The sequence below is a fragment of the Hufsiella ginkgonis genome (genome assembly GCF_009834915.1).
GTDB lineage: Bacteria > Bacteroidota > Bacteroidia > Sphingobacteriales > Sphingobacteriaceae > Hufsiella > Hufsiella ginkgonis.
On record NZ_WVHS01000001.1, the window covers coordinates 453,512 to 472,709 of the forward strand.

Genomic DNA, 19,198 nt, shown 5'->3' on the forward strand with positions numbered 1-19,198 from the left:
AAGCATGCTATGCGAAATATTTCTCCTTGTGAAAGTACTCTATCGGAAAAACGTCAAAAACTTATGGAAAATACATGCTTCTCATCCTGGAACCGATACTCCAGCGCGTAACCATGGTAAACAGCGATCTGCCTTGACAGGGCTAAACCCAGGCCCATGCCCTCAGATGTGTCCGCTTTACTGAAACGCTTGAAAATTATTGACGGATCGAGCCCTTGTGAAGACCCGGTGTTTGTAATTGCGAGGCCGCCGTTGTTCAGCCCGATCATCACCGTGCCGCCGGGGTGATTATGCCGGATCGCATTACCGATCAGGTTATTTAGCAGAATATCCAGTAAATACTTGCTGGCGCGGATGCTTTTTACCTCTCCCGCAAATGTGACCGTTAAACCGTTCAGTTCGATCAGCTCCTGGAATTGCCGGATCTTTTGTTCTAACTGGGAGTACAGCTCGATCTCTCCGAAATCGTCTATCAACGAGTTTTCCATACGGGCGAGCAACAGCAATGACTGATTAAGCCGCGAGAGCCGGCCTACGGCAATATAAATATCCTCGATGACCACGCCTTGTTTATCAGAAAATGACTCCGTCTGGAGCAGCGTATCGAGCTTCGAATTGATCACTGCAAGCGGGGTCATCATCTCATGAGAGGCGTTATCGGTAAAACTTTTAAGCTCCTTGTAGTCTTCCTTTACACGCGAGGCCATCGTTGCCGCGGCGGTGTTTAGTTCGCGGAACTCATCGATATGCGTCTGCGCCGGCGAAAGCTCCCTCATATCGGCCAGGTTGAAGGCCTTCATTTCGTTCAGCGTAGAGTGGAACGGCTTCCATAACCGGCCAAGCACGAAACGATTGATAACGATCAGGCTGATCAGCAGCACGGCCGTTACCAGCAGCGTGATCAGGAAGATGACGCGGATAAGGTCTTCCGATTCGACCTTTGATTTACTGATCGTCACCTCGTAAAACTTATCGCCCACTTTGATGACCGTCTCCAGGCTACGGCCGGGCTCTATCTCGTCCTCTTTGTCGTTCCGGTATTCCACATCTTCAAACCGGCGCTCATGCGGACGGCCCGCAGGCACAATGATATAATGAACCTTCTGGTCCCTGAAATCGCCCGGCAAGGGCAGCTTTCCGTACGTCTGCACGTATTCCCTGATCTCGTCTTCTTCAATCAGCAGGTCCTTATCCAGCTGTTTACTCAGGATGAAATGGATAAAGGCATAATAGATCACCCCGGTAAGCCCCAGGACGATAAGCGAAGTTACCAGGTTCACCCGGTTATAATGCTGCGCGAGTTTCATTCTTCCGACCCGAATTTATATCCTACCCCGTACATGGATTTAAGATAATCTTTCGCACCGGCCTCCACCAATTTTTTCCGGAGGTTTTTAATGTGGGTATATATAAAATCGAACCGGTCCGAAAGGTCCATTTCGTCGCCCCAGAGGTGTTCGGCGATCGCGTTCTTACTCACCACTTTTCCCTGGTTGGCTACCAGGTAAACCAGCAGGTCGAATTCTTTCCGGGTAAGGGTGATCTTAACGCCTTTTACCGTTACGTTCATGGCCAGCAGGTCAGCTGCGATCTCGTTGAAAATGACACGGTTACTGCCGCCGAATTGTTTGCGCCGTACGATGGCGATCACGCGGGCCTTCAGCTCTGAAAGATGAAAGGGCTTGGTGAGGTAATCATCCGCGCCGAGATTGAGCCCTTTCAGCCGGTCGTCCAATGAATTGCGTGCCGAAATGATCAGTACACCTTCCTGTTTGTCCATTCGCTTAAGCTCTTCGAGCAGGCGCAGTCCGTCACCGCCGGGGAGTGAGAGGTCAAGGAGGATACAATCGTAATCATACATACATATTTTCTCCGACCCCGATCCGTAATCACCGGCCAGCTCACATACCGTGCCGTCTTCAGAAAAGTACCCGATGATACTTTCGGCCAGGCCGGTTTCGTCTTCAACGAGCAGAAGCTTCATACTTATGGCGTTTTAAAGCTAAGCATTATTCAATGGGCGCCGGTAAATTACTTTGCTCATCCTTCTTAAAGTCCAGCTTGCCGAAACGATAGGACAATACGACGCCGAAGGACCTGTAGGGCACTTCCCGAAACGAGATACGCGTAGAATTGCCCGTTGTTACGGTCGTAGTCTGGTTATTGTACTTATTGAACGGGTTGGTGGCCGATAAGCCGATACTGCCTTTCTTTGCTGCGAACTGCTTGCGCAATGCCATGTTATAGGAGAAAAAGGCCGGGCGATTCCCCTGGATATTCTTCTGTGAGGAGTTATAGTTGCCGAACAGCTCTGCCACAAGATCGCTGTTCACCTGGTAAGCGCTGTTGAGGTTGACCCGGTAACCGAAACCCGTTACGTTAGGCCCGCCGGTATAGCGGTTAATGATGGCCTGGTTGGCAAGCATGATATTGGTACGCAAGGTGAGCTTATTACCCGCGGGCAATGATCCCGACAGGTTGACCCCTTCGCGGATCTCTTCCCCGATGTTTCGGCGGGTGGTAAAGGTCACGTTCTGGTATACGGAATCCCCGATCGTGTAATTAGAATAGAAGGTGGACACGCCCTTGATATCGCTGGTATTCTTTCGCCAGAAGGCGGAAACGAAAATATTAGCGCCTTTATCAAAGGATTTATTGTACGACAGTTCGAAGTTATTGCCGATCTCGGGCTGCAGCGCCGGGTTGCCAGCGGAGATATTGCGCGGGTCAGAAAGGTCGATGAACGGGTTCAGATCCTCGTAATCCGGGCGCTCGATGCGGTAGCTGTAGCTGATCTTTACGGTCGCCTCGTTCTTGAACGTATGCGAGACCACCGCCGAAGGGGCGAAAGTATTGTATGGCTTGATATCAGCCTTGCCTACCTGGGAATAGCTGGCTTTGGAGGTGGTGCGCTCATAGCGCAGTCCCGTCTTCACGTCAAGGAATTTGTAAAGCTGGTAGGAACCGGACAAGTAGGCCGAATAAACGTAACGTTTATAATCCAGCCCGTTAGATTGTGAAGGACTAAATACATATGTGCCTGTAGTCTTGTTCAGCGAATACACCGCGGCCGTGCTGTGGATATCGTTGATCACGGTTTTCAGTCCCGTTTCTATCGTCAGGTTATCCGACACCGGGTGAACATAATCCAGTGCCAGCTCGGCCTCATTGTCCCGGCCCGGGCTGGTACTGGTAGATCCCGCAAAGGCGGGAGCAACGGCATTATCCTGCTGCACCTGGTTGTAGAACGACGTGGCTTTGCCGAGATCGGCATTCACCTGGAAACTGATCTCCTGGTCCTCTTTGGCAAAAGCGTGCTTATATTCCAATCCAAGGTCGAGCCCCTGCTCGATAGCATGGTTATCTGATTTAAGGAGGCTGGCGGAATTCGACAGCAGGGTACTTCCCTTCTGAACACGGATCAGCTGATCGGTCTGGTTACTGCTGGCGTTTTTTGAACGGTTGTAGCCAAGGGATGCGGTAAGATCGTTCTTCTTATCCATCGACCAATCGAAGTTTAGCCCGGCACGGTAACCCTTCCTGTTCACATCGCTGATGCCATGCTGCGCAAGATCATTCAGCGTGTCGGCAAGCCGCGAGCTCCGGTCCACACCATTCACCGTGGTCGTATTCAGCTGTGCATTTCCGCCGAGGTTAGCTCCGATGCTCAGTTTCTGCCCTTTTATGTTCAGGCTTGCCGAGCCGTTTTCCAGGCGTGTTCCCGCCGAGGCGTTTATATTACCGTTGATGCCCCGTACGTTGTTGCTTTTCAGGATGATATTGATGATGCCGCCTGTGCCTGAGGCATCGTATTTCGCACCCGGGCTGGTGATCACTTCGATGCTCTTGATCTGGCTGGCAGGTATGGTTTGAAGGGCATTTGCGATACTGCTGCCGAAGAGGCTGGAAGGCTTCCCGTTGATCAGGAAGCGGATGCTGGAATTTCCCTGGAGCTCTACGTTGCCGTCTATATCGACGGTGACCATGGGAACTTTTTTAAGGATATCAGTGGCCATGCCGGCTTGCCCGCTAATATCATTCTGGGCATTGTAAACCATCTTATCGATCTTGTTTTCGATAATGGGAGGTCTGCCGGTAATGGCTACCGCGCTAAGCTCCGTTTGTGACGGAGTAAGCGTTAGCGCATTGAGATTTACGGTGCGGTTCTGCTCGTTAAGGATGACCGGTTGAACCGTGGTACGCTTGTAGCCGATGAAGTCGATGGTGAGGCGGTATTCCCCGTCGGGCAGACCGGTCATATTGAAATTGCCGCGCGGGTCCGTCGTAATGCCGTTCACAGGCCTGGCAGCCCCATTCTCGTAAAGCAGAACGGAAGCATAATCCACCGGCTGGCGGGTAAGGGAGTCGATCACATGTCCGCTGATCTTCCCCCGGCCTTGTACCGGTTTGACCTGGGCTTTAAGGGCGAATGTGAACAGGATAAAAAATAACGCGAAAGCAGGCTTCATGAAGGTGTATGGTATTTTGCTGCATAGTTACAGCGGAAATCTGGAGACATTCTGTTCTTTCCGCTACAGAGTTTCGACAGAATTACCCGGTATGTTCGTACCAGGTCAAATAACCGCCGATTCATGACACCCGAAACCTCGATAACAAAAAATGCGGAGCGCTATGTGATGGATTACCTGGAGGCTTTTCTGCCTCCGGGATTCGGTTTTCACAATATACAGCATGCCCGTGAAGTAAAGGAGGCCGTTTCGCTGATCGGTGATTATCTCTCGTTACCTGCCGGCGACATCGAAGTCCTGCGTATCGCCGCAAGTTTTCATGATACAGGCTATTGTCACACCTACTCAGGCCATGAAGATCGTAGTATAACTATCGCTTCCGTCTGGCTGAGCGATGAAGACTATCCTATTGAGCGCATCGCCCGGGTCGCCTCCTGCATCGAGGCGACCCGGTTCCCTCAATCGCCAAATGATCTGCTCGGCCAGGTGCTCTGTGACGCCGACCTGTTTCATTTCGCAAGCCTCAACTATCCCGACTACGAACACCGGCTGAGGCTCGAATGGGAAAGGCGCCTGGACCGCTTCTATTCTGATCAGGATTGGGCGCGGACGAATTGTGAGGCGCTTATTGCTCAAACCTATTTCACCAGTTACGGCAAGAAGGTCCTTCAGCCGTTAAAAGAGCGAAACATAGAGCTGCTGAGGTGCAGGTACTAAACGAAGGCGCTTATTTCCCGATATCGATCACATGAAACGTTCCCGGGACCACTTTCGGCCGGCCGCCGACCGCGGCGGGAGGTTCCGTTTTCGCCGCAGAAAGGTAGATATGATGTGTCGCCGGATCAATAGTGATCGTGCGGGCCCCGGGCTCGGATTTGATAGCTTCTAATTGTTCAAATTTATCGGCGCTCAGCTCCCTCACCACCGAGACCGTGCCTTCACTATTTGAGGTATAGACCTGTTTCAGGAGCGTTCAAAAGCCACGCCGTCGCAGCTGCCGATGGGAAAGCTGGCGATATTCTTCCCGGTAGCAGTATCCATCACCACCAGCAATTGATTGCCGCCGCAGCCGATGAAGAGCCGGCCGGTAGTACGGTCGATCGCAAGCCCGGTAGGTTCCTCGCCCGCTACGATCTTGAAGCGTTTGATTACTTTATAGGTTTTAACATCGATCACTACCACTTCGTTAGTCGTTTCGCTATTGACCTGGGTGCCATGAGAAATATAGAGTTTCCCGTTTTGACTGTCCGCGGTCAGGTAATCCCACCCTCCTGCAGAACCGATGGGAAAAGTTTTTAGCATACGCATACCGGTCTTTTGCTGGGCGAAGGCCGGGACAGCGAGTGCGATGGCCGCGGCGGTGATGAGGATTGATCTCGATTTCATGATATGGGCTTGAGACTACGAATTACAAAGACAATCTGTAGTAATTCTGTACAAGGCTACAGCTGGATGGCTTTACGTTAGGGTCGTTTCGTCCTTTTTTCCATAAAGCAGCCTGATGCCGGACGGCAATACGATAAGCAGCAGCGGCAATGCTGCCAGGAAGCCCCCGATCACGGCTATAGCCAGGGGTTGATGGAGCTGCGCGCCGGCGCCGATACCCAATGCCAGCGGCATCAGCGCGATAATGGCGCCCAGCGCAGTCATCAGCTTCGGCCGGAGCCGCGTGGAGATCGAATACGTGATCGCCTCGTCCACGGAAACATCGCGCACCGTTTCTTTAAACTGGAGGAAGGTAAAAATGGCGTTCTCGCCGATGATCCCTACGATCATGATCAACCCCGTATAGCTGCCCACGTTCAGCGGCGTTCCCGTCAGGTAGAGCGCCAAGTAACTGCCCGCAATCCCCAGCACCGCGACGAACAGGATGAGGAAAGCGATCCGGAAATCCCGGTACAGGAACAGAATGACCCCGAAAACGAGCAGGCTGGAAGTGATCAGTATCGTAAGCAGCTCGTTGAACGAGCGCTGTTGCTCGGCATAGGCCCCGCCATACTCAATGTAATAGCCCTGCGGCAGGCTGATCTTTTCGGCAATGCCTTGCTTGATATCGGTTACCGCTCCGCCAAGATCCCGGTTATCCAACCGGGCGGACACGACCCCGATCGATTGAAGGTTCTCCCGTTCCAGTTCGGCCTGGCCGGGCGCGATCGTTACCGAGGCAAGGTTCGTAACGGGTACCGTGTTCCCGCCGGGCAAAAAGATCTTCATCTTGTCTATCGATGCCAGCCCGAACTGCCGGTTACCGGGGTAAACCATACGGATGGGTGAAAGCTGCTGCTTATCATACAGGTTCCCCACCACGTTCCCTTCGAGCGCGGTTTGCATCTGGAACTGGAAGTCGGCCAGGGTGATCCCGTATTGCGAGAGGCGCGACTGATCGGGCGTAATGTTCACGGACGGCCCAGCGATCACGATCCCGTCGAAGACGTCGGCGGTACCTTTCACGCCGGTCACCACATCTGCGACGGCTTTCGAGAGCTCCTGCAGTCTTTCCTGGTCGGTGCCGAAGATCTTCAGCTCGATGGGCTGGGTGGAGCTCATGAGATCGCCGAGCATATCGCCGATCACCTGCCCGAAATCGACCGTAAGCGCCGGCTGGGTGGATTCGACCCGGGCGCGGATGTCCTCGATCACCTCGTCGGTGCTCTTATCTCTTTTTTTCCTAAGCTGGATGAGATAGTCGCCGTTGTTCGGCTCGGTGATGAAAAAGCCCATCTGCGTACCGGTACGCCGTGAATAAGCCTGTATCTCGGGAATTTCCGCCAGGATTTTCTCGACTTCCCGCAGCATCCTGTCGGTCTCCTCTAGCGAAGTTCCGGGAGGTGAAGTGTAATCCAGCACGATGCTCCCTTCGTCCATTTCGGGCAGGAAGCCGGTTTCCAGCCGCGGCAAAACCAGCACGATGGAAGCGACCAGCAAAGCTGCGATCACGATACTGATCGCCGGCCACCTGATCACGTATCCGACCCATGCCTGCTTTTTTACCTCATGTCCGTGTTCTGCCCTCCCGGATCCCGGCATCTTATTCTGCTTATCTTCGCGCGTTAAGAGCAAATACACCACCGGCAGGCCGAGCCAGGTTACAAAAAAAGAGCAGACCAGCGCAATGATCATCGTATTGGTCATCACGTTAAAGTACTCGCCCGCCACCCCGGTCATCAGCAGGAACGGTACGAAGATCACGATGGTGCTGATCGATGAGCCCAGCATGGCCGGGAACAGGTAACGGACGGCTTTGCCCAGCAGCGATGATGTCGGCTCGCCAGGATGCTCTTCGTGGGTACGATGGATCTGCTCCACGACCACGATCGCGTCATCGATGATCAGGCCGATGGCGGCGGCTATCGCGCCAAGCGTCATAATGTTCAGCGTATAACCGATCGTATAGAGCACGATGATGGTAAGAAGCAGGGTCACCGGCACCGTGACCAGGATCGTCGCGCTAGCTTTTACCGATCGCAGGAAGACGATAGCCACTATGATCGCCAGGGCGATCCCCACCCAAAGGCTGTCGCTCACGCTGCGGATAGATTCGTTCACGAAATCCGCCTGCACGTAATAAGGTTTAAGCGTCACGTCGCCCGGCAGGATCTTCTGCAGCGCTGCGACTTTCTTTTCCATGTCGTTGGAAAGGTCGACCAGGTTCGCGTTCGGCTGCTTGATGACGGCTACCAGCAGGCCGTCCCTGCCGTTGGCGTTGATCCGAGTATACTCCACACCTTCCTCTACCTGGACCCGGGCGATATCTTTTATTCTTACCACCCGTTTCCCGTTATTGCTTATGACCAGGTTTTCCAGGTCTTCTTTTCCATGAAGCGTAGCGTCCGTAATGGACAGGTAGAGGTGGTTATAGTCGGCCAGGAAACCGTTCGACCGGATGAAGTTCGCCTGCCCGAAGGCGTCGCGCACCTGGCCGGGGGTAACGGACAGCGCACTCATGCGCTGGTTATCCAGCTCCAGCCAGTACTCTTTGGAACGGCCGCCGATAACCCGGATCTCCGAGACTCCCGCCACCTGCGAAAGAAACGGCTTGATCGTATAGGTCGCCAACTGTTTCAGCTCGATCGGCGAGCGGGTGTGGCTTTCCAGCGTGTAGCCGCTGACCGGCAGGATCGAGGGGTTCATGCGCTCCACGGAGATGCTGATCCCCGCGGGGAGATCATTCCTGATCCGGGCGATCTGCGATTCGATGCGCTGCTGCGCCAGGTCGATGCCGGCATTCCACGTCATGAACGCGGAGATCTCGCAGCTGCCACGGCTGGTGGTGCTGCGTACCAATTCGAGATCGGGGACCTGCTTCACCGCCAGCTCCAGGGGGCGGGTCACCGTAACCATCATTTTATCCACCGGCTGCAGTTCGGCATCGGCGATGATCTTGATCTTGGGAAAAGTGATCTCGGGGAACAGCGAGGTCTTCAGTTTTGAATAACAGAAAATACCGCCTCCCATGATCAGCAGCAGCAACACGATCAGCGGATTTTTATAGGATAGAAAATGGTTCTTCATACGCTACCGGATGATTTTGACTTTGGCGGTATCCGCCAGCCCGTAATTTCCGGATATGACGATGCGGTCGGATGCCGAAAACCGGGGTGACTTCAATTCGATGACCTTGTCGTTCTGCACGCCTTTTTCAACCGGTATCTTTACGGCCGTCGTGTCATTGATGAGCTTCATCACCCAGAACCCGTCTTCCGTTTCGTTCGTCAATACGGCCGACCGGGCGATGGTTTGAGCGGATCCCGAGGTCGATTTCATTAACCGGACTTTAGCGATCAGCTTTTCAGGTATGGGGTGCGCGGCATTCACCCGGACCGAGAAGCGCTGCGTCTGGGAAACCGAATCCACGGCCGGCAACGCTTCGCTTACAGCCCCGCGAAGTTTTTCGCCGTCAGGAAGGACCAACTCGACATAGCGGTTGGCCGGCAGTAATTTGCGCGACTCATAGGGAAGATCAAGAAGGAACACGAAGCTGTTCCCGTTATTGACCACGGCAAGCTGTTCGCCTTCCTGCACGTAGTCGTTCAACTGGTGGTTCACCTCTGCGATATAGCCGCTTTTGGCCGCCCGGATAACGGATATCCCGGAGAACCGGAATCCTGAATCGAGCTTGTTGACGGAATTTCCCAGTGCCCGTGCTTCCCTGGTGATCAGCTGGAAGATGACCTGTCCCTGCTTTACGAAATCGCCGGGCTTCACTGCGGCCCTGGTGATATAGCCGCTGATCATCGACTTGAGTATACTGCGCTCAAGATAGGCGGACGTGGCATTGAACTCTTCGTAGTCGTTCAGCGGCCCCACGGTGACGGTCGACACTTTTACCGGCGTTTGGGTAACGATATCCTCCTCCTCCGCCGTATCGCCTGCCGGGCGGCTGCAAGCCTGCAATAACAGGAAAAAAAAGACCAGATAAAGTATACGACGTTTTTTCATGTTACCGGTTCCAATAAGTGAGCTGGTTAAGAAGTTTGAGCCGATCGATGACGGTTTGACGGTACAGGTTCTGAGCGTCCATATACCCGTTAATAGCGATAATAAAATCAGCCACCGTCACATCGCCGGTTTGCAGCAGCCGTGTGTCCGCTTCGACCAGGCCTTTGGCGAATCTGACCTGCGAGCCGATCTCATCGAAAAGCTGGTCGGTTTGCGCGATCTGCCGGTTCAGCAAGTCGATCTGCTGTTTTTGCTGAACGGTAAAAAAGTCTCTATAGAATGCACGTGTGCGGTCTTCGATCTCCAGTTTCGAATATTGCAGGCGCTTTTGGTGCCCGTCGTAGATCGGAACCGAAACAGAAAAGCCGACGCTGGTCCCGAAATTCTTGTACGGCTGCAAAATGAATGAAGAATTATACCCTGCGTTGGCGAATATGCCGATCTGCGGCTTATACGCTAAGTCAACGGCCGCCCGCTCGCCTTCGATCCGCACGCTATCGAGCCGGAATTTTTGAAGAAAGATGCTGTTCGGCAGTGAAACGGGTCGCGTCTCCGCAAATGCGGGCGGGCTCAGCGGTACGGTAATGGTGTCGGCTATCCCGGCAAGGTAATAGAGCGTAGCAAGGTCCGTTTTATAGGAGATCTCAGCCTGTCTGCCTGCGAGTTTCTGCTGCTGGAAAGTGACCAGGAACGCCAGGTAGTCGGTTTGCTTGTAGGTGTTGGCACGGGTCAGCGTTCTCAGGATGGTGTCCTCGCGTCCCAGCAGGGCGCTTACTTCGCGGCTGAACAAGGCCTGCTGCTGGCTGGCATAAGCAGCGATATATTGCTCGGCGATACTTCTTCGAATATCCAGTTCAGTGATCCGCACGGCATACCGTGCCGAGTCCCCGCGAATTTTCAGGGCCTCGAAAAGAGCGTTTTTTCGCTGTTTGCCCATGACCACGTAATCGATGCCGAGCAGCGCGTCGAGCGACTGCCCGTTGGAAAGCGCCTCATCATAACCCCATCCTTTAATTACCGGTGCATATAAACCGCTCGACGTCGCCTTTACCTGTGGCCTCTGCTGGGCCCGGAGCAGGATGCTGTCCAACGCGAGCGCGCTTTGCTGGCCGGAAAGATCTCTCAGCAAGGGGCTGTTCTTCGTCGCCTGGTTAAGGAAGAAATCAAGCGTGCGCTCCTGCGCCCGAAGTTCCGCAAGGCTGCATAAACCTAAAAACAGGCTAAAAAAGATGAATTTCCAAAGCCGACCGTAAGTGAGAATTAACATACCATGATAATATTAGTTCCGGCCAATAACGTCCGGCAAGCGAATGTACATTGAGACACCAGTAAACAAGACGGTTATTTTATCAGGCTGCCCTTCGCGTCAAATACCAGGTCCTTTCCTTTTACCTCTGCCTCGTAATTCACCACGCCGTCCTGATTAACTATTTTAGCCGCTTCTGCGATCTTGGCACCCTTGTAGTGTGTTTTCACATAGCTTATTACCGTGGCGGGGAGCTCTGAAACGTTGATCTCAGTTTCAGATGATAATTTGATCCCGGCGGCGCTGTAAACCTCGCTGGCTTCTTTCCCGGCTACCGTAAATCCTGCCTCGTAATCTTTGTCCTCCCGGTCCCATCGTACTTTAGTACCAGGATGAGCTTTAATAAAAGCCGCCTTAACCGCCACGGGAACTTTAGCGGCGTTCAGTTTTTGCGCAAGTGCCGGAAAGGATGTCACGGCCATCGCCGCAAGCAAAATAACTCGAAAAGCTTTCATAACGATCAGTTTTTTTCCGAAAGTAGACGGGAAAGCTGGAGAGATTCTGAAGTTGCAAAGGAGCTGTCAGGTGAAAAGAACAGTAAACTGTTGTCTGCCTGCCTGAAATCGATATTCTACCTTCCAGCCGTACCTGTTGGCGATCTGCCTGACGATGGCCAGTCCGAGGCCGCTTCCGGGATTCTTCGTAGACGCCGAAGTAAAACGCTTAAACAATTTATCCTTGTCGAGCGGCTCACTTCCCGGGTTGGATACCGTAAACCTTCCCACTTCAAGACTGATCTCTATCCTTGCCGACCCTTCGCTGTGCCGCAGCGTATTGAGCAATAAATTATTGAGTAAAACCTCCGTCAGGAACGGATGCCCCTCGGCCGTGACCCCCTGTAGCGAGCCCGGAGAGTACCAGGAACGTCCAGTTTTGTCTCGATAAACCGGCCAGGCCCTTGTCAGCATGCCGGGCCAGGACTATTGCCCAGGCCATTACGACGATTACCACCGTACGGATCGCCGTGGCAAGATCAGCGTCGACCCCTTTCAGGCCGATTTTGGCGAGTATTGTCGTTGCCGCCGCGAATACCGCCGATAAAAGCGCATAGAACCACCACATTCGTCTATCTGAATTTGTAATTTAACGTGAAAGCTGTTTTCTTATTTATTATAGCGGGCAAAAATGTAAGACGAGGAGCTCTGTTCCCGAATATACGCTTTTTTAACTGCGGGTAGATGGCGTAAGCCAACTTGGTAGAAAGTATGCCGAACCCGGCACCCGCCACGATGTCGCTGAGCCAGTGAACGTTATTATACACGCGCAGTATCCCGGTGGCCGTAGCCAGGGAATACCCCGCGACCCCGAACCAAAGGGACCGGTAGCCGTACTCCTGGTACATCATCTCCGCGCCCACGAACGCCAGCGCCGTATGGCCGGAGGGGAAGGAGGTGGTTGATGAACCGTCGGGACGCTCCCTTCCGACCTCCCGTTTAAGGAAAACGACGGCGGTGTTCATGATCGCCATGGACAGCGCGAAGGATAAGGAACGATCAACAAAGCTGCTCCGTCCCTTCAACCCGGCCAGACCAAGCGCAAACGTAGCGGCCGCAGGCGTATATTGAATAAAATTATCGGCAGTCGTCACAAATCCCGGGTGATCTTCGCTCATATCGGCCTGCACGCTAAAATCGAGCCTGCGGACGGCCTTATTCCCGAGTGATAGAAACCCGTAGCCGATCATGATCGCCGGAGGCAGAAATTCGTGCGTTTTCAGCGCTGGCGCTAATGCCGTGTTAGTTACAGGGAGGGTATCGGCTAACAGCGTATCCCTGCAGTTCGCGGAAACCATGGCGGCAGGCGAAAAAAATATCAGCATGCAAATAGCGGATTTCCCCGCTTTTTGCAGTTTTCTGAACCGGCAGCGTGTTAAAGATAGCTTCATAAGATCGAAGTTACCCCGCAATTTTGTAGATATTCTGTAGGGCGGCAAGATAGGGCCGCCGGGGCCGTAACCATCGTGGCGATCAATTCGGTTATCAGTGGCCTGATCATTTTCGGGCCCAGGGCGCTTGCGCTATTTTAGGGGCGGTCGACCGGCAAGCTTTCATTGGTTGATACGAAGTTCAGCCTTGAGGCTTCGGAAGCCGATCGTGGCTATTAGGATCAAGTTATTCACAAGACCAGGAGGCCGTTTCTTGTACCGGGCACCTATTCCTTGCTTTGATGTATCGTCTCCGGATTTCCTTCAAAATTCATGTGTTACTTTCGGCATGAATACATCAGATACGTACAGGGATGAAGTCTTTAAAAACGAGATCAACAAGGCCTCCGACTTCAAGTTCGGGCCAAGGTGGCCAATGTTTTTGATGACATGGTGAACCGATAAGTTCCGTTTTACGGTGAAATACAGCGGATGATCGCAGAGCTTGCGGCGGATCACATTCTTAACCCGTTGATCGAATGTCGTGCTTTACATTAGCTGGCCAATAGTTACCAGAGAAGTCCGATTTATAAAGTTAAAACACGGCGCGTCTTTTTGCGTTTGTGTTGAGTTCATCAGCTGGCTGCTAAAGTTAAAAACAACGCTTTTAACTAATAACAGGCCATTACGCCTTAAGTATTTATATGACAAGTAACGGAACGCAGGATCCAGGCCAAATGTTTTTAGCAGGTGGCGGAGAAATGGGAGAATTATTACGCTCCCATGATTGGTCCGCGACGTCTTTGGGGACACCAGAAAGCTGGTCCCCGGCGTTAAAGCAAACGGTCAGTATCATGCTCGCGTCCGCTTTTCCGACATTAATCTGCTGGGGCGAGGATTATATCCAGTTATACAATGATCCTTTCCGGCCGATAAACGGGAAAACCAAGCATCCCAAGGCAATCGGGCGAAGCGCCCGGGATACCTATGCCGAGATCTGGGATACCATAGGCCCGATGTTCGGAGAGGTAATGAACGGCCGGACGGTAAGTTTCCGGGATCTCATGGTGCCGCTTGACCGGAACGGGTATCTTGAAAATTGCTATTTTGACTTTTCGTACAGCCCCATACGTAATGCAAATGGGCACGTCTGCGGTATATTGGTGACCTGCGTGGAAACTACCGAAAAGGTACGTGCGATAGAGCGGCTTAACATCCTTCAGCAAAATACCCGTAATATGGTCAGGCAGGCGCCTGTGGGGATGTGCGTCGTTAAGGGCAGCCCTTTGATGGTTGAGGAAGTAAACGATCTTTTCCTGGAGATCATCGGTAAACGCCGGGAACAGCTTGAAACGACTCCCTACTGGGAAGTGAATGCCGAGGCGGCCGCTATTTATTCACCGATCACGGACCATGTACTGCAAACGGGAGAAACCTACCACGCCAAAGAGCACCGGATCATGCTCATCAGGAACGGTAAGGCCGAAGTCATTTACGTCGACTTCGTTTATGAGCCTATGAGGGATGTTGGCGGAACGGTTGATGCCATTATGATCGTGGCTATAGAGGTCACCGATAAAGTACTGGCCAGAAGAAGTATCGAAGAAAATTCCGAGGAGTTCCAAGCCCTTAATGAAGAACTGGCGTCCGCCAACGAAGAATATGCCGCGATCAATGAGGAATTGGCCGCAGTGAATGAAGAGCTAACGGTTACGAACGAGGAATTGGTCGAAACCCAGCGCAGCCTGGTGAGAAGCGAAAAGCTTTTCAGGTCCATCGCGTTAAATATCCCCAGATCACTGATCATCATGATCGATAAAGATCACCGCTTCATCACCATCGAAGGTGATATTATGGAGAAGTTGGGGTATAACAGTAAAGATTATGCCGGCAAGCATCCGGGAGATATCACTCCCGAGCGATATGAGGCTTCCCGGCATTTATATGATCGTGTGATTGCCGGCGAGCAGTTTTCGGTGGAAAGAACAGCAGCAACCGGCGAAATTTATACGGTACACTTCGTGCCGCTCAGGAACCGGGCCAATGAAGTGGAGGCCGGCCTGATCATCGCCCTGGACATCACCGACATCAAACAGGCGGAAGAACGGAGCGCAAAACTGGCGGCGATCGTAGAATCATCGGATGACGCGATCATCAGCAAGACACTAGAAAGCGTGATCACCAGTTGGAATGATTCGGCACAACGAATGTTCGGTTATAGCGCTGAGGAAATTATCGGCGAAACGATCTATAAGCTCATTCCTGAGGACAGGCACGACGAGGAGCCCCAGATAATCGACCGTTTAAAAAAAGGAGAAAGACTTAAGCATTTTGAGACTAAAAGGCTTACAAAAGACGGCAGGCTTATTGATGTTTCGCTAACCGTCTCTCCCCTTAAAGATAAGCAAGGGAATATTATCGGCGCTTCAAAAATCGCGAGGGATATCACGGAAAAAAAACTGGAGGAACAACGAAAAAACGATTTTGTCGCCATGGTAAGCCATGAGCTGAAAACGCCGTTGACCACGATAAATTCCTATATACAACTACTATTGGCGAAAGCCCATAAGGAAGGCGACGATTTTCGTATCAACGCGCTGACCAGAACTGAAGTCCAGGCGAAAAAGATGATCGCTATGATACACGATTTCCTGAGCCTGGTCCGTATCACGGAAGGAAGGATCCCGCTGCGCATAACCTCATTCGAGTTCAGTGAGCTGGCACACGAAATTGTGGCGGATGTGCAACTGCTAACCTCAAAGCATACTATCAGTCTTGTAGGTTGCGGGGGAATAACGCTGAATGCCGACCGTGATAAAATAGGACAGGTACTGACAAACCTGCTAAGCAACGCCGTTAAATACTCCCCGGACGGAGGCCGGATCGTCTTAGGCTGCGAAACGATGAATGACAAGGTAAAAATTTACGTGAGCGATGAGGGTATGGGCATTAGTCCCGATGACCAGAAGAAGCTCTTCGACCGCTTTTACCGCGCAAATAATGATAAATTAAAAACAGTATCAGGATTCGGTATCGGGCTGTACCTCGTGTCAGAAATTTTAAGCGCCCATAACAGCAAGATCGAGGTGGAAAGCCAGGAGAACGTCGGTTCGACGTTTTATTTTATCCTGGACAGATATTAGTAACGATCATTGCAAGTAACTGACCCCTTTCCCTACCAGGACGCAACAAGATCGTGGTACGTTTATCTGCTTGGTGGGCTGACTCCCCGATAAACCCTTTCTTCTTAAGGCTGGCACCTCGAAAGACCATGTGCAGCTAGCTAGGTAATCCTCCTGAAATCCTTCATCGGCGCAATATCGACTATAAGCGGCACTCTTTCTATCGTAACAAAGCTCACGTCAAGCCCGAAACTCTTTGCATCCGAGATACTGATCTCCTTAAGCATGGAATGAAGGGTGACGGCTATTCTGTCTACCAGGTTGAGGTGTGCGGCCCTTCCGAGAATCCTTTCAAGCACGACAAAGCGGAAATCCCCGACAATGCCATGCCTGCTAAGTGACTCGTACCTGCTGGCAATGTCGACTTCTTTGTTCTTTACAAGATCTTCAACGGCAACGCGGAAGAAACGGTTGATCTGTGGCTCAACCTTGAACCCGAGCTTAAAATCGATCCGGATGAGCTTGCCCGGGATCAGGAAGTCCACTTTGTATTCACTGGTGAAAGGCTCGTCGGTTACGTCGACGTGGATCAGCCAGTACACATCAGCGCGTTTCGGGTACTTCTGAATGATAGAATAGATGATCTTCGATTCGATCTCCGAGTTAAAGTTCGCGCTGGTGAGATAAATAAGCTGGGAAGCATATTTTGGCACAGAAGTGTCCTCGCTTAACTCGCGGATGATAGGGAAGTGATCCTCAACCTCCACGAAATTCACGTAGTTGTTCTTGATCCGGCGGCCTTTGGACCACGCCCACATCACCGAAAACAGGATACTGCCCAACAAAAGAGTAAACCAGCCGCCATGCAGGATCTTAGCGATATTACCAGACAGGAAGGTGATCTCGATAATCCCGTAAAGGGTAAGAAAAATGACGATCAGGTAAACAGGATATTTGCGCCGGCTTAAAAACATACCTACAAGAATGGTGGTCATGAGCATGGTGACGGTAATGGATAGCCCGTAAGCCGCCTCCATACGGGTGGATTCCTTGAAAATGAGCATCACGATGATGCAGCCTATCCACAAGATCCAGTTCATGGAAGGTACGTATAGCTGTCCCTTCTGCAGGGAAGGATAGTTGATCTTCACCTTTGGCCATAAGTTGAGGCGAACGGCTTCCGCAATTAAGGTGAACGAGCCTGAAATCAGCGCCTGGCTGGCGATGATCGCGGCCAGGGTGGCTATCCCGATCCCAAAGGGAAGAAACCATTCAGGCATCAGGTGGTAAAATGGCTTGTCCTCCCCAAGTAACCGCCCGCTTTTGCTTAACAGCCATACACCCTGGCCAAAATAATTAAGTAAAAGGCAGGTCTTCACATAGATCCAGCTGATCCGGATATTGGAGCGCCCGCAATGACCAAGGTCCGAATACAGTGCCTCTGCTCCTGTTGTACAGAGAAAGACGCCTCCCAGGATGATAAAGGCTTGCGGATAGGTGGAGAGTAAATGCCAGGCATAATATGGATTGATCGCTTTAAGGATTCCGGGAGACTGGAGCACATAGGCACATCCAAGGACAGCGATCATGGTAAACCAAAGCCACATTAAAGGCCCGAACGCCTTGCCTACTATCGACGTGCCGAACTGCTGGATGATGAAAAGCAGGGTAAGAATGGCGATAACGATGGGAATGGTAGGCAGCCCCGGGTAAATGATTTCCAGCCCTTCAATCGCCGAGGAAACGGTAATGGGCGGGGTGATAATACCATCGGCAAGCAGGGCACTACCGCCCACCATGGCAGGGATCACTAACCACTTTGCTTTACGTTTAACCAGGGAGTATAGCGAAAAAATACCGCCTTCACCTTTGTTATCAGCCTGCAGTGTGATGATCACGTATTTTAGGGTGGTTTGCAGTGTCAGCGTCCAGAAAATACAGGATAATCCTCCAAGAACGAGTTCGGGGGTAATTATCCTGGTGCCGATAATGGCAGTGAAAACGTAAAGCGGTGAAGTGCCTATGTCCCCGTAAATAATTCCAAGGCTGATAAGAAGGCCGGCGGCCGACAGTTTGTGTGCGTCTTTATGATTTCCCATATTATGTCTAAGGAGGGAACACAACTGATCCCTCCTGGTTTTTTGCTAATGTGCTTTAATGTAATATTTTAAGGATCCGCTTAGTTATTCGCGGCCAATTGTGCCAATCCCTTTGCGGCGGTAGCAAATTCGGAGGGAATCATCATGATGGTGGTTGTGTTGTTGTCGATACCGATCTCGGAGATCATCTGCATCCGGCGAAGTTCCAGCGCCATCGGGCTTTTTTCCATTTCCCGGGCGCCCTGGGTAAGCTTAAGGGAGGCTTCGAGCTCTGCTTCGGCTTTAATAATACGCGCACGCTTCTCACGGACCGCTTCCGCTTCCCGCGCCATCGCCCGCTGCATGGAGGTCGGGATCTCCACGTCCTTCATTTCTACCATTTCGATCTTGATACCCCAGGGCTCCGTAGCTGCGTCCACCATTTTCTGAAGGGTGCTGTTAATTTTTTCGCGCGATTTAAGCACTTCGTCCAGCTCATGCTGACCGATAATGTTACGAAGCGCGGTTACCGAAAACTGGTATACCGCCATTTTGTAATTGTCGACTTCGATGATCGCCCGTTTCGGGTCGGTGACCCTGAACCATAAAACTGCGTTCACTTTAATGGTCACGCTGTCTTTGGTGATGGTTTCCTGCTGCTCAAGGTCCACCGTACGGGTACGCATATCGATGGTCCGCTGCCTGTCGACGAGCGGGATGATCCAGTACCAGCCCGGGCCCTTTACCGAACTGTAACGGCCCAGCCTGAACACGATTGCACGTTCATACTCCTGTGCGATACGAAAGCCTGCCGCAAGCAGCAGGACTATGGGAAGAATAAATAAAAGTGTCATTTTTTGAGTTTTTGGTAAGACCGGTCACTATCTTAAGATCACCGGCTATAACGTTCGCTCAAATAA

General features: G+C 52.0%; 16 protein-coding genes. 2 read left to right on the forward strand and 14 right to left on the reverse strand.

Going from position 1 to position 19,198, the window contains the following annotated elements; all coding sequences use genetic code 11:
• Window positions 1-53: 53 nt before the first annotated feature.
• Genes GS398_RS01830 through GS398_RS01840 form a run of 3 tightly spaced genes read right to left on the reverse strand, consistent with a single transcriptional unit; the run spans window position 54 to window position 4,469 of the window.
• Window positions 54-1,307, reverse strand: coding sequence for a sensor histidine kinase (locus GS398_RS01830; RefSeq protein ID WP_160905032.1), 1,254 nt, complete (start codon window positions 1,305-1,307; stop codon window positions 54-56).
• Window positions 1,304-1,984 (reverse strand): response regulator transcription factor, encoded by a 681-nt coding sequence (locus GS398_RS01835; RefSeq protein WP_160905033.1) that lies wholly within the window; start codon window positions 1,982-1,984, stop codon window positions 1,304-1,306. Before GS398_RS01835 ends, GS398_RS01830 begins: the two co-directional genes overlap by 4 nt.
• A gap of 25 nt (window positions 1,985-2,009) precedes the next feature.
• Window positions 2,010-4,469 (reverse strand): TonB-dependent receptor, encoded by a 2,460-nt coding sequence (locus tag GS398_RS01840; RefSeq protein WP_160905034.1) that lies wholly within the window; start codon window positions 4,467-4,469, stop codon window positions 2,010-2,012.
• A gap of 123 nt (window positions 4,470-4,592) precedes the next feature.
• Between GS398_RS01840 and GS398_RS01845 the strand changes: the two genes are divergently transcribed.
• Complete coding sequence (locus GS398_RS01845; protein ID WP_160905035.1) at window positions 4,593-5,186, forward strand: HD domain-containing protein; 594 nt, start codon at window positions 4,593-4,595, stop codon at window positions 5,184-5,186.
• Window positions 5,187-5,196: 10 nt separating this feature from the next.
• Here the strand turns inward: GS398_RS01845 and GS398_RS01850 are convergent, their stop codons facing one another.
• From GS398_RS01850 to GS398_RS01890, 9 genes are all read right to left on the reverse strand, one after another.
• Complete coding sequence (locus GS398_RS01850; RefSeq protein WP_160905036.1) at window positions 5,197-5,394, reverse strand: hypothetical protein; 198 nt, start codon at window positions 5,392-5,394, stop codon at window positions 5,197-5,199.
• A gap of 38 nt (window positions 5,395-5,432) precedes the next feature.
• Window positions 5,433-5,855 (reverse strand): YncE family protein, encoded by a 423-nt coding sequence (locus GS398_RS01855; protein ID WP_160905037.1) that lies wholly within the window; start codon window positions 5,853-5,855, stop codon window positions 5,433-5,435.
• 72 nt (window positions 5,856-5,927) lie between these two features.
• Window positions 5,928-8,981, reverse strand: a complete 3,054-nt coding sequence (locus GS398_RS01860; protein WP_160905038.1) for an efflux RND transporter permease subunit — start codon at window positions 8,979-8,981, stop codon at window positions 5,928-5,930.
• Between the two features lie 3 nt (window positions 8,982-8,984).
• Complete coding sequence (locus tag GS398_RS01865; RefSeq protein ID WP_160905039.1) at window positions 8,985-9,908, reverse strand: efflux RND transporter periplasmic adaptor subunit; 924 nt, start codon at window positions 9,906-9,908, stop codon at window positions 8,985-8,987.
• Between the two features lies 1 nt (window position 9,909).
• On the reverse strand, window positions 9,910-11,175 hold the full coding sequence (locus GS398_RS01870; RefSeq protein ID WP_160905040.1) for a TolC family protein: 1,266 nt from the start codon (window positions 11,173-11,175) through the stop codon (window positions 9,910-9,912).
• Window positions 11,176-11,249: 74 nt separating this feature from the next.
• The gene (locus GS398_RS01875; protein ID WP_160905041.1) at window positions 11,250-11,669 is read right to left on the reverse strand and encodes a PepSY-like domain-containing protein; all 420 of its coding nucleotides are present in this window, start codon (window positions 11,667-11,669) and stop codon (window positions 11,250-11,252) included.
• A 66-nt stretch (window positions 11,670-11,735) separates the two neighbouring features.
• The gene (locus GS398_RS01880; RefSeq protein WP_160905042.1) at window positions 11,736-11,996 is read right to left on the reverse strand and encodes a sensor histidine kinase; all 261 of its coding nucleotides are present in this window, start codon (window positions 11,994-11,996) and stop codon (window positions 11,736-11,738) included.
• 4 nt (window positions 11,997-12,000) lie between these two features.
• A complete protein-coding gene (locus GS398_RS01885; RefSeq protein WP_160905043.1) occupies window positions 12,001-12,276 on the reverse strand; it encodes an EamA family transporter in 276 nt (91 codons plus the stop codon).
• Between the two features lie 4 nt (window positions 12,277-12,280).
• Complete coding sequence (locus GS398_RS01890) at window positions 12,281-13,033, reverse strand: phosphatase PAP2 family protein (protein ID WP_160905044.1); 753 nt, start codon at window positions 13,031-13,033, stop codon at window positions 12,281-12,283.
• An 899-nt stretch (window positions 13,034-13,932) separates the two neighbouring features.
• Between GS398_RS01890 and GS398_RS01895 the strand changes: the two genes are divergently transcribed.
• On the forward strand, window positions 13,933-16,221 hold the full coding sequence (locus GS398_RS01895) for a PAS domain S-box protein (protein WP_160905045.1): 2,289 nt from the start codon (window positions 13,933-13,935) through the stop codon (window positions 16,219-16,221).
• A 140-nt stretch (window positions 16,222-16,361) separates the two neighbouring features.
• Here the strand turns inward: GS398_RS01895 and GS398_RS01900 are convergent, their stop codons facing one another.
• Both GS398_RS01900 and GS398_RS01905 read right to left on the reverse strand, forming a co-directional pair.
• Window positions 16,362-18,299, reverse strand: coding sequence for a KUP/HAK/KT family potassium transporter (locus GS398_RS01900; protein WP_160905046.1), 1,938 nt, complete (start codon window positions 18,297-18,299; stop codon window positions 16,362-16,364).
• 80 nt (window positions 18,300-18,379) lie between these two features.
• Complete coding sequence (locus tag GS398_RS01905; RefSeq protein WP_160905047.1) at window positions 18,380-19,132, reverse strand: slipin family protein; 753 nt, start codon at window positions 19,130-19,132, stop codon at window positions 18,380-18,382.
• Between the last annotated feature and the right edge of the window lie 66 nt (window positions 19,133-19,198).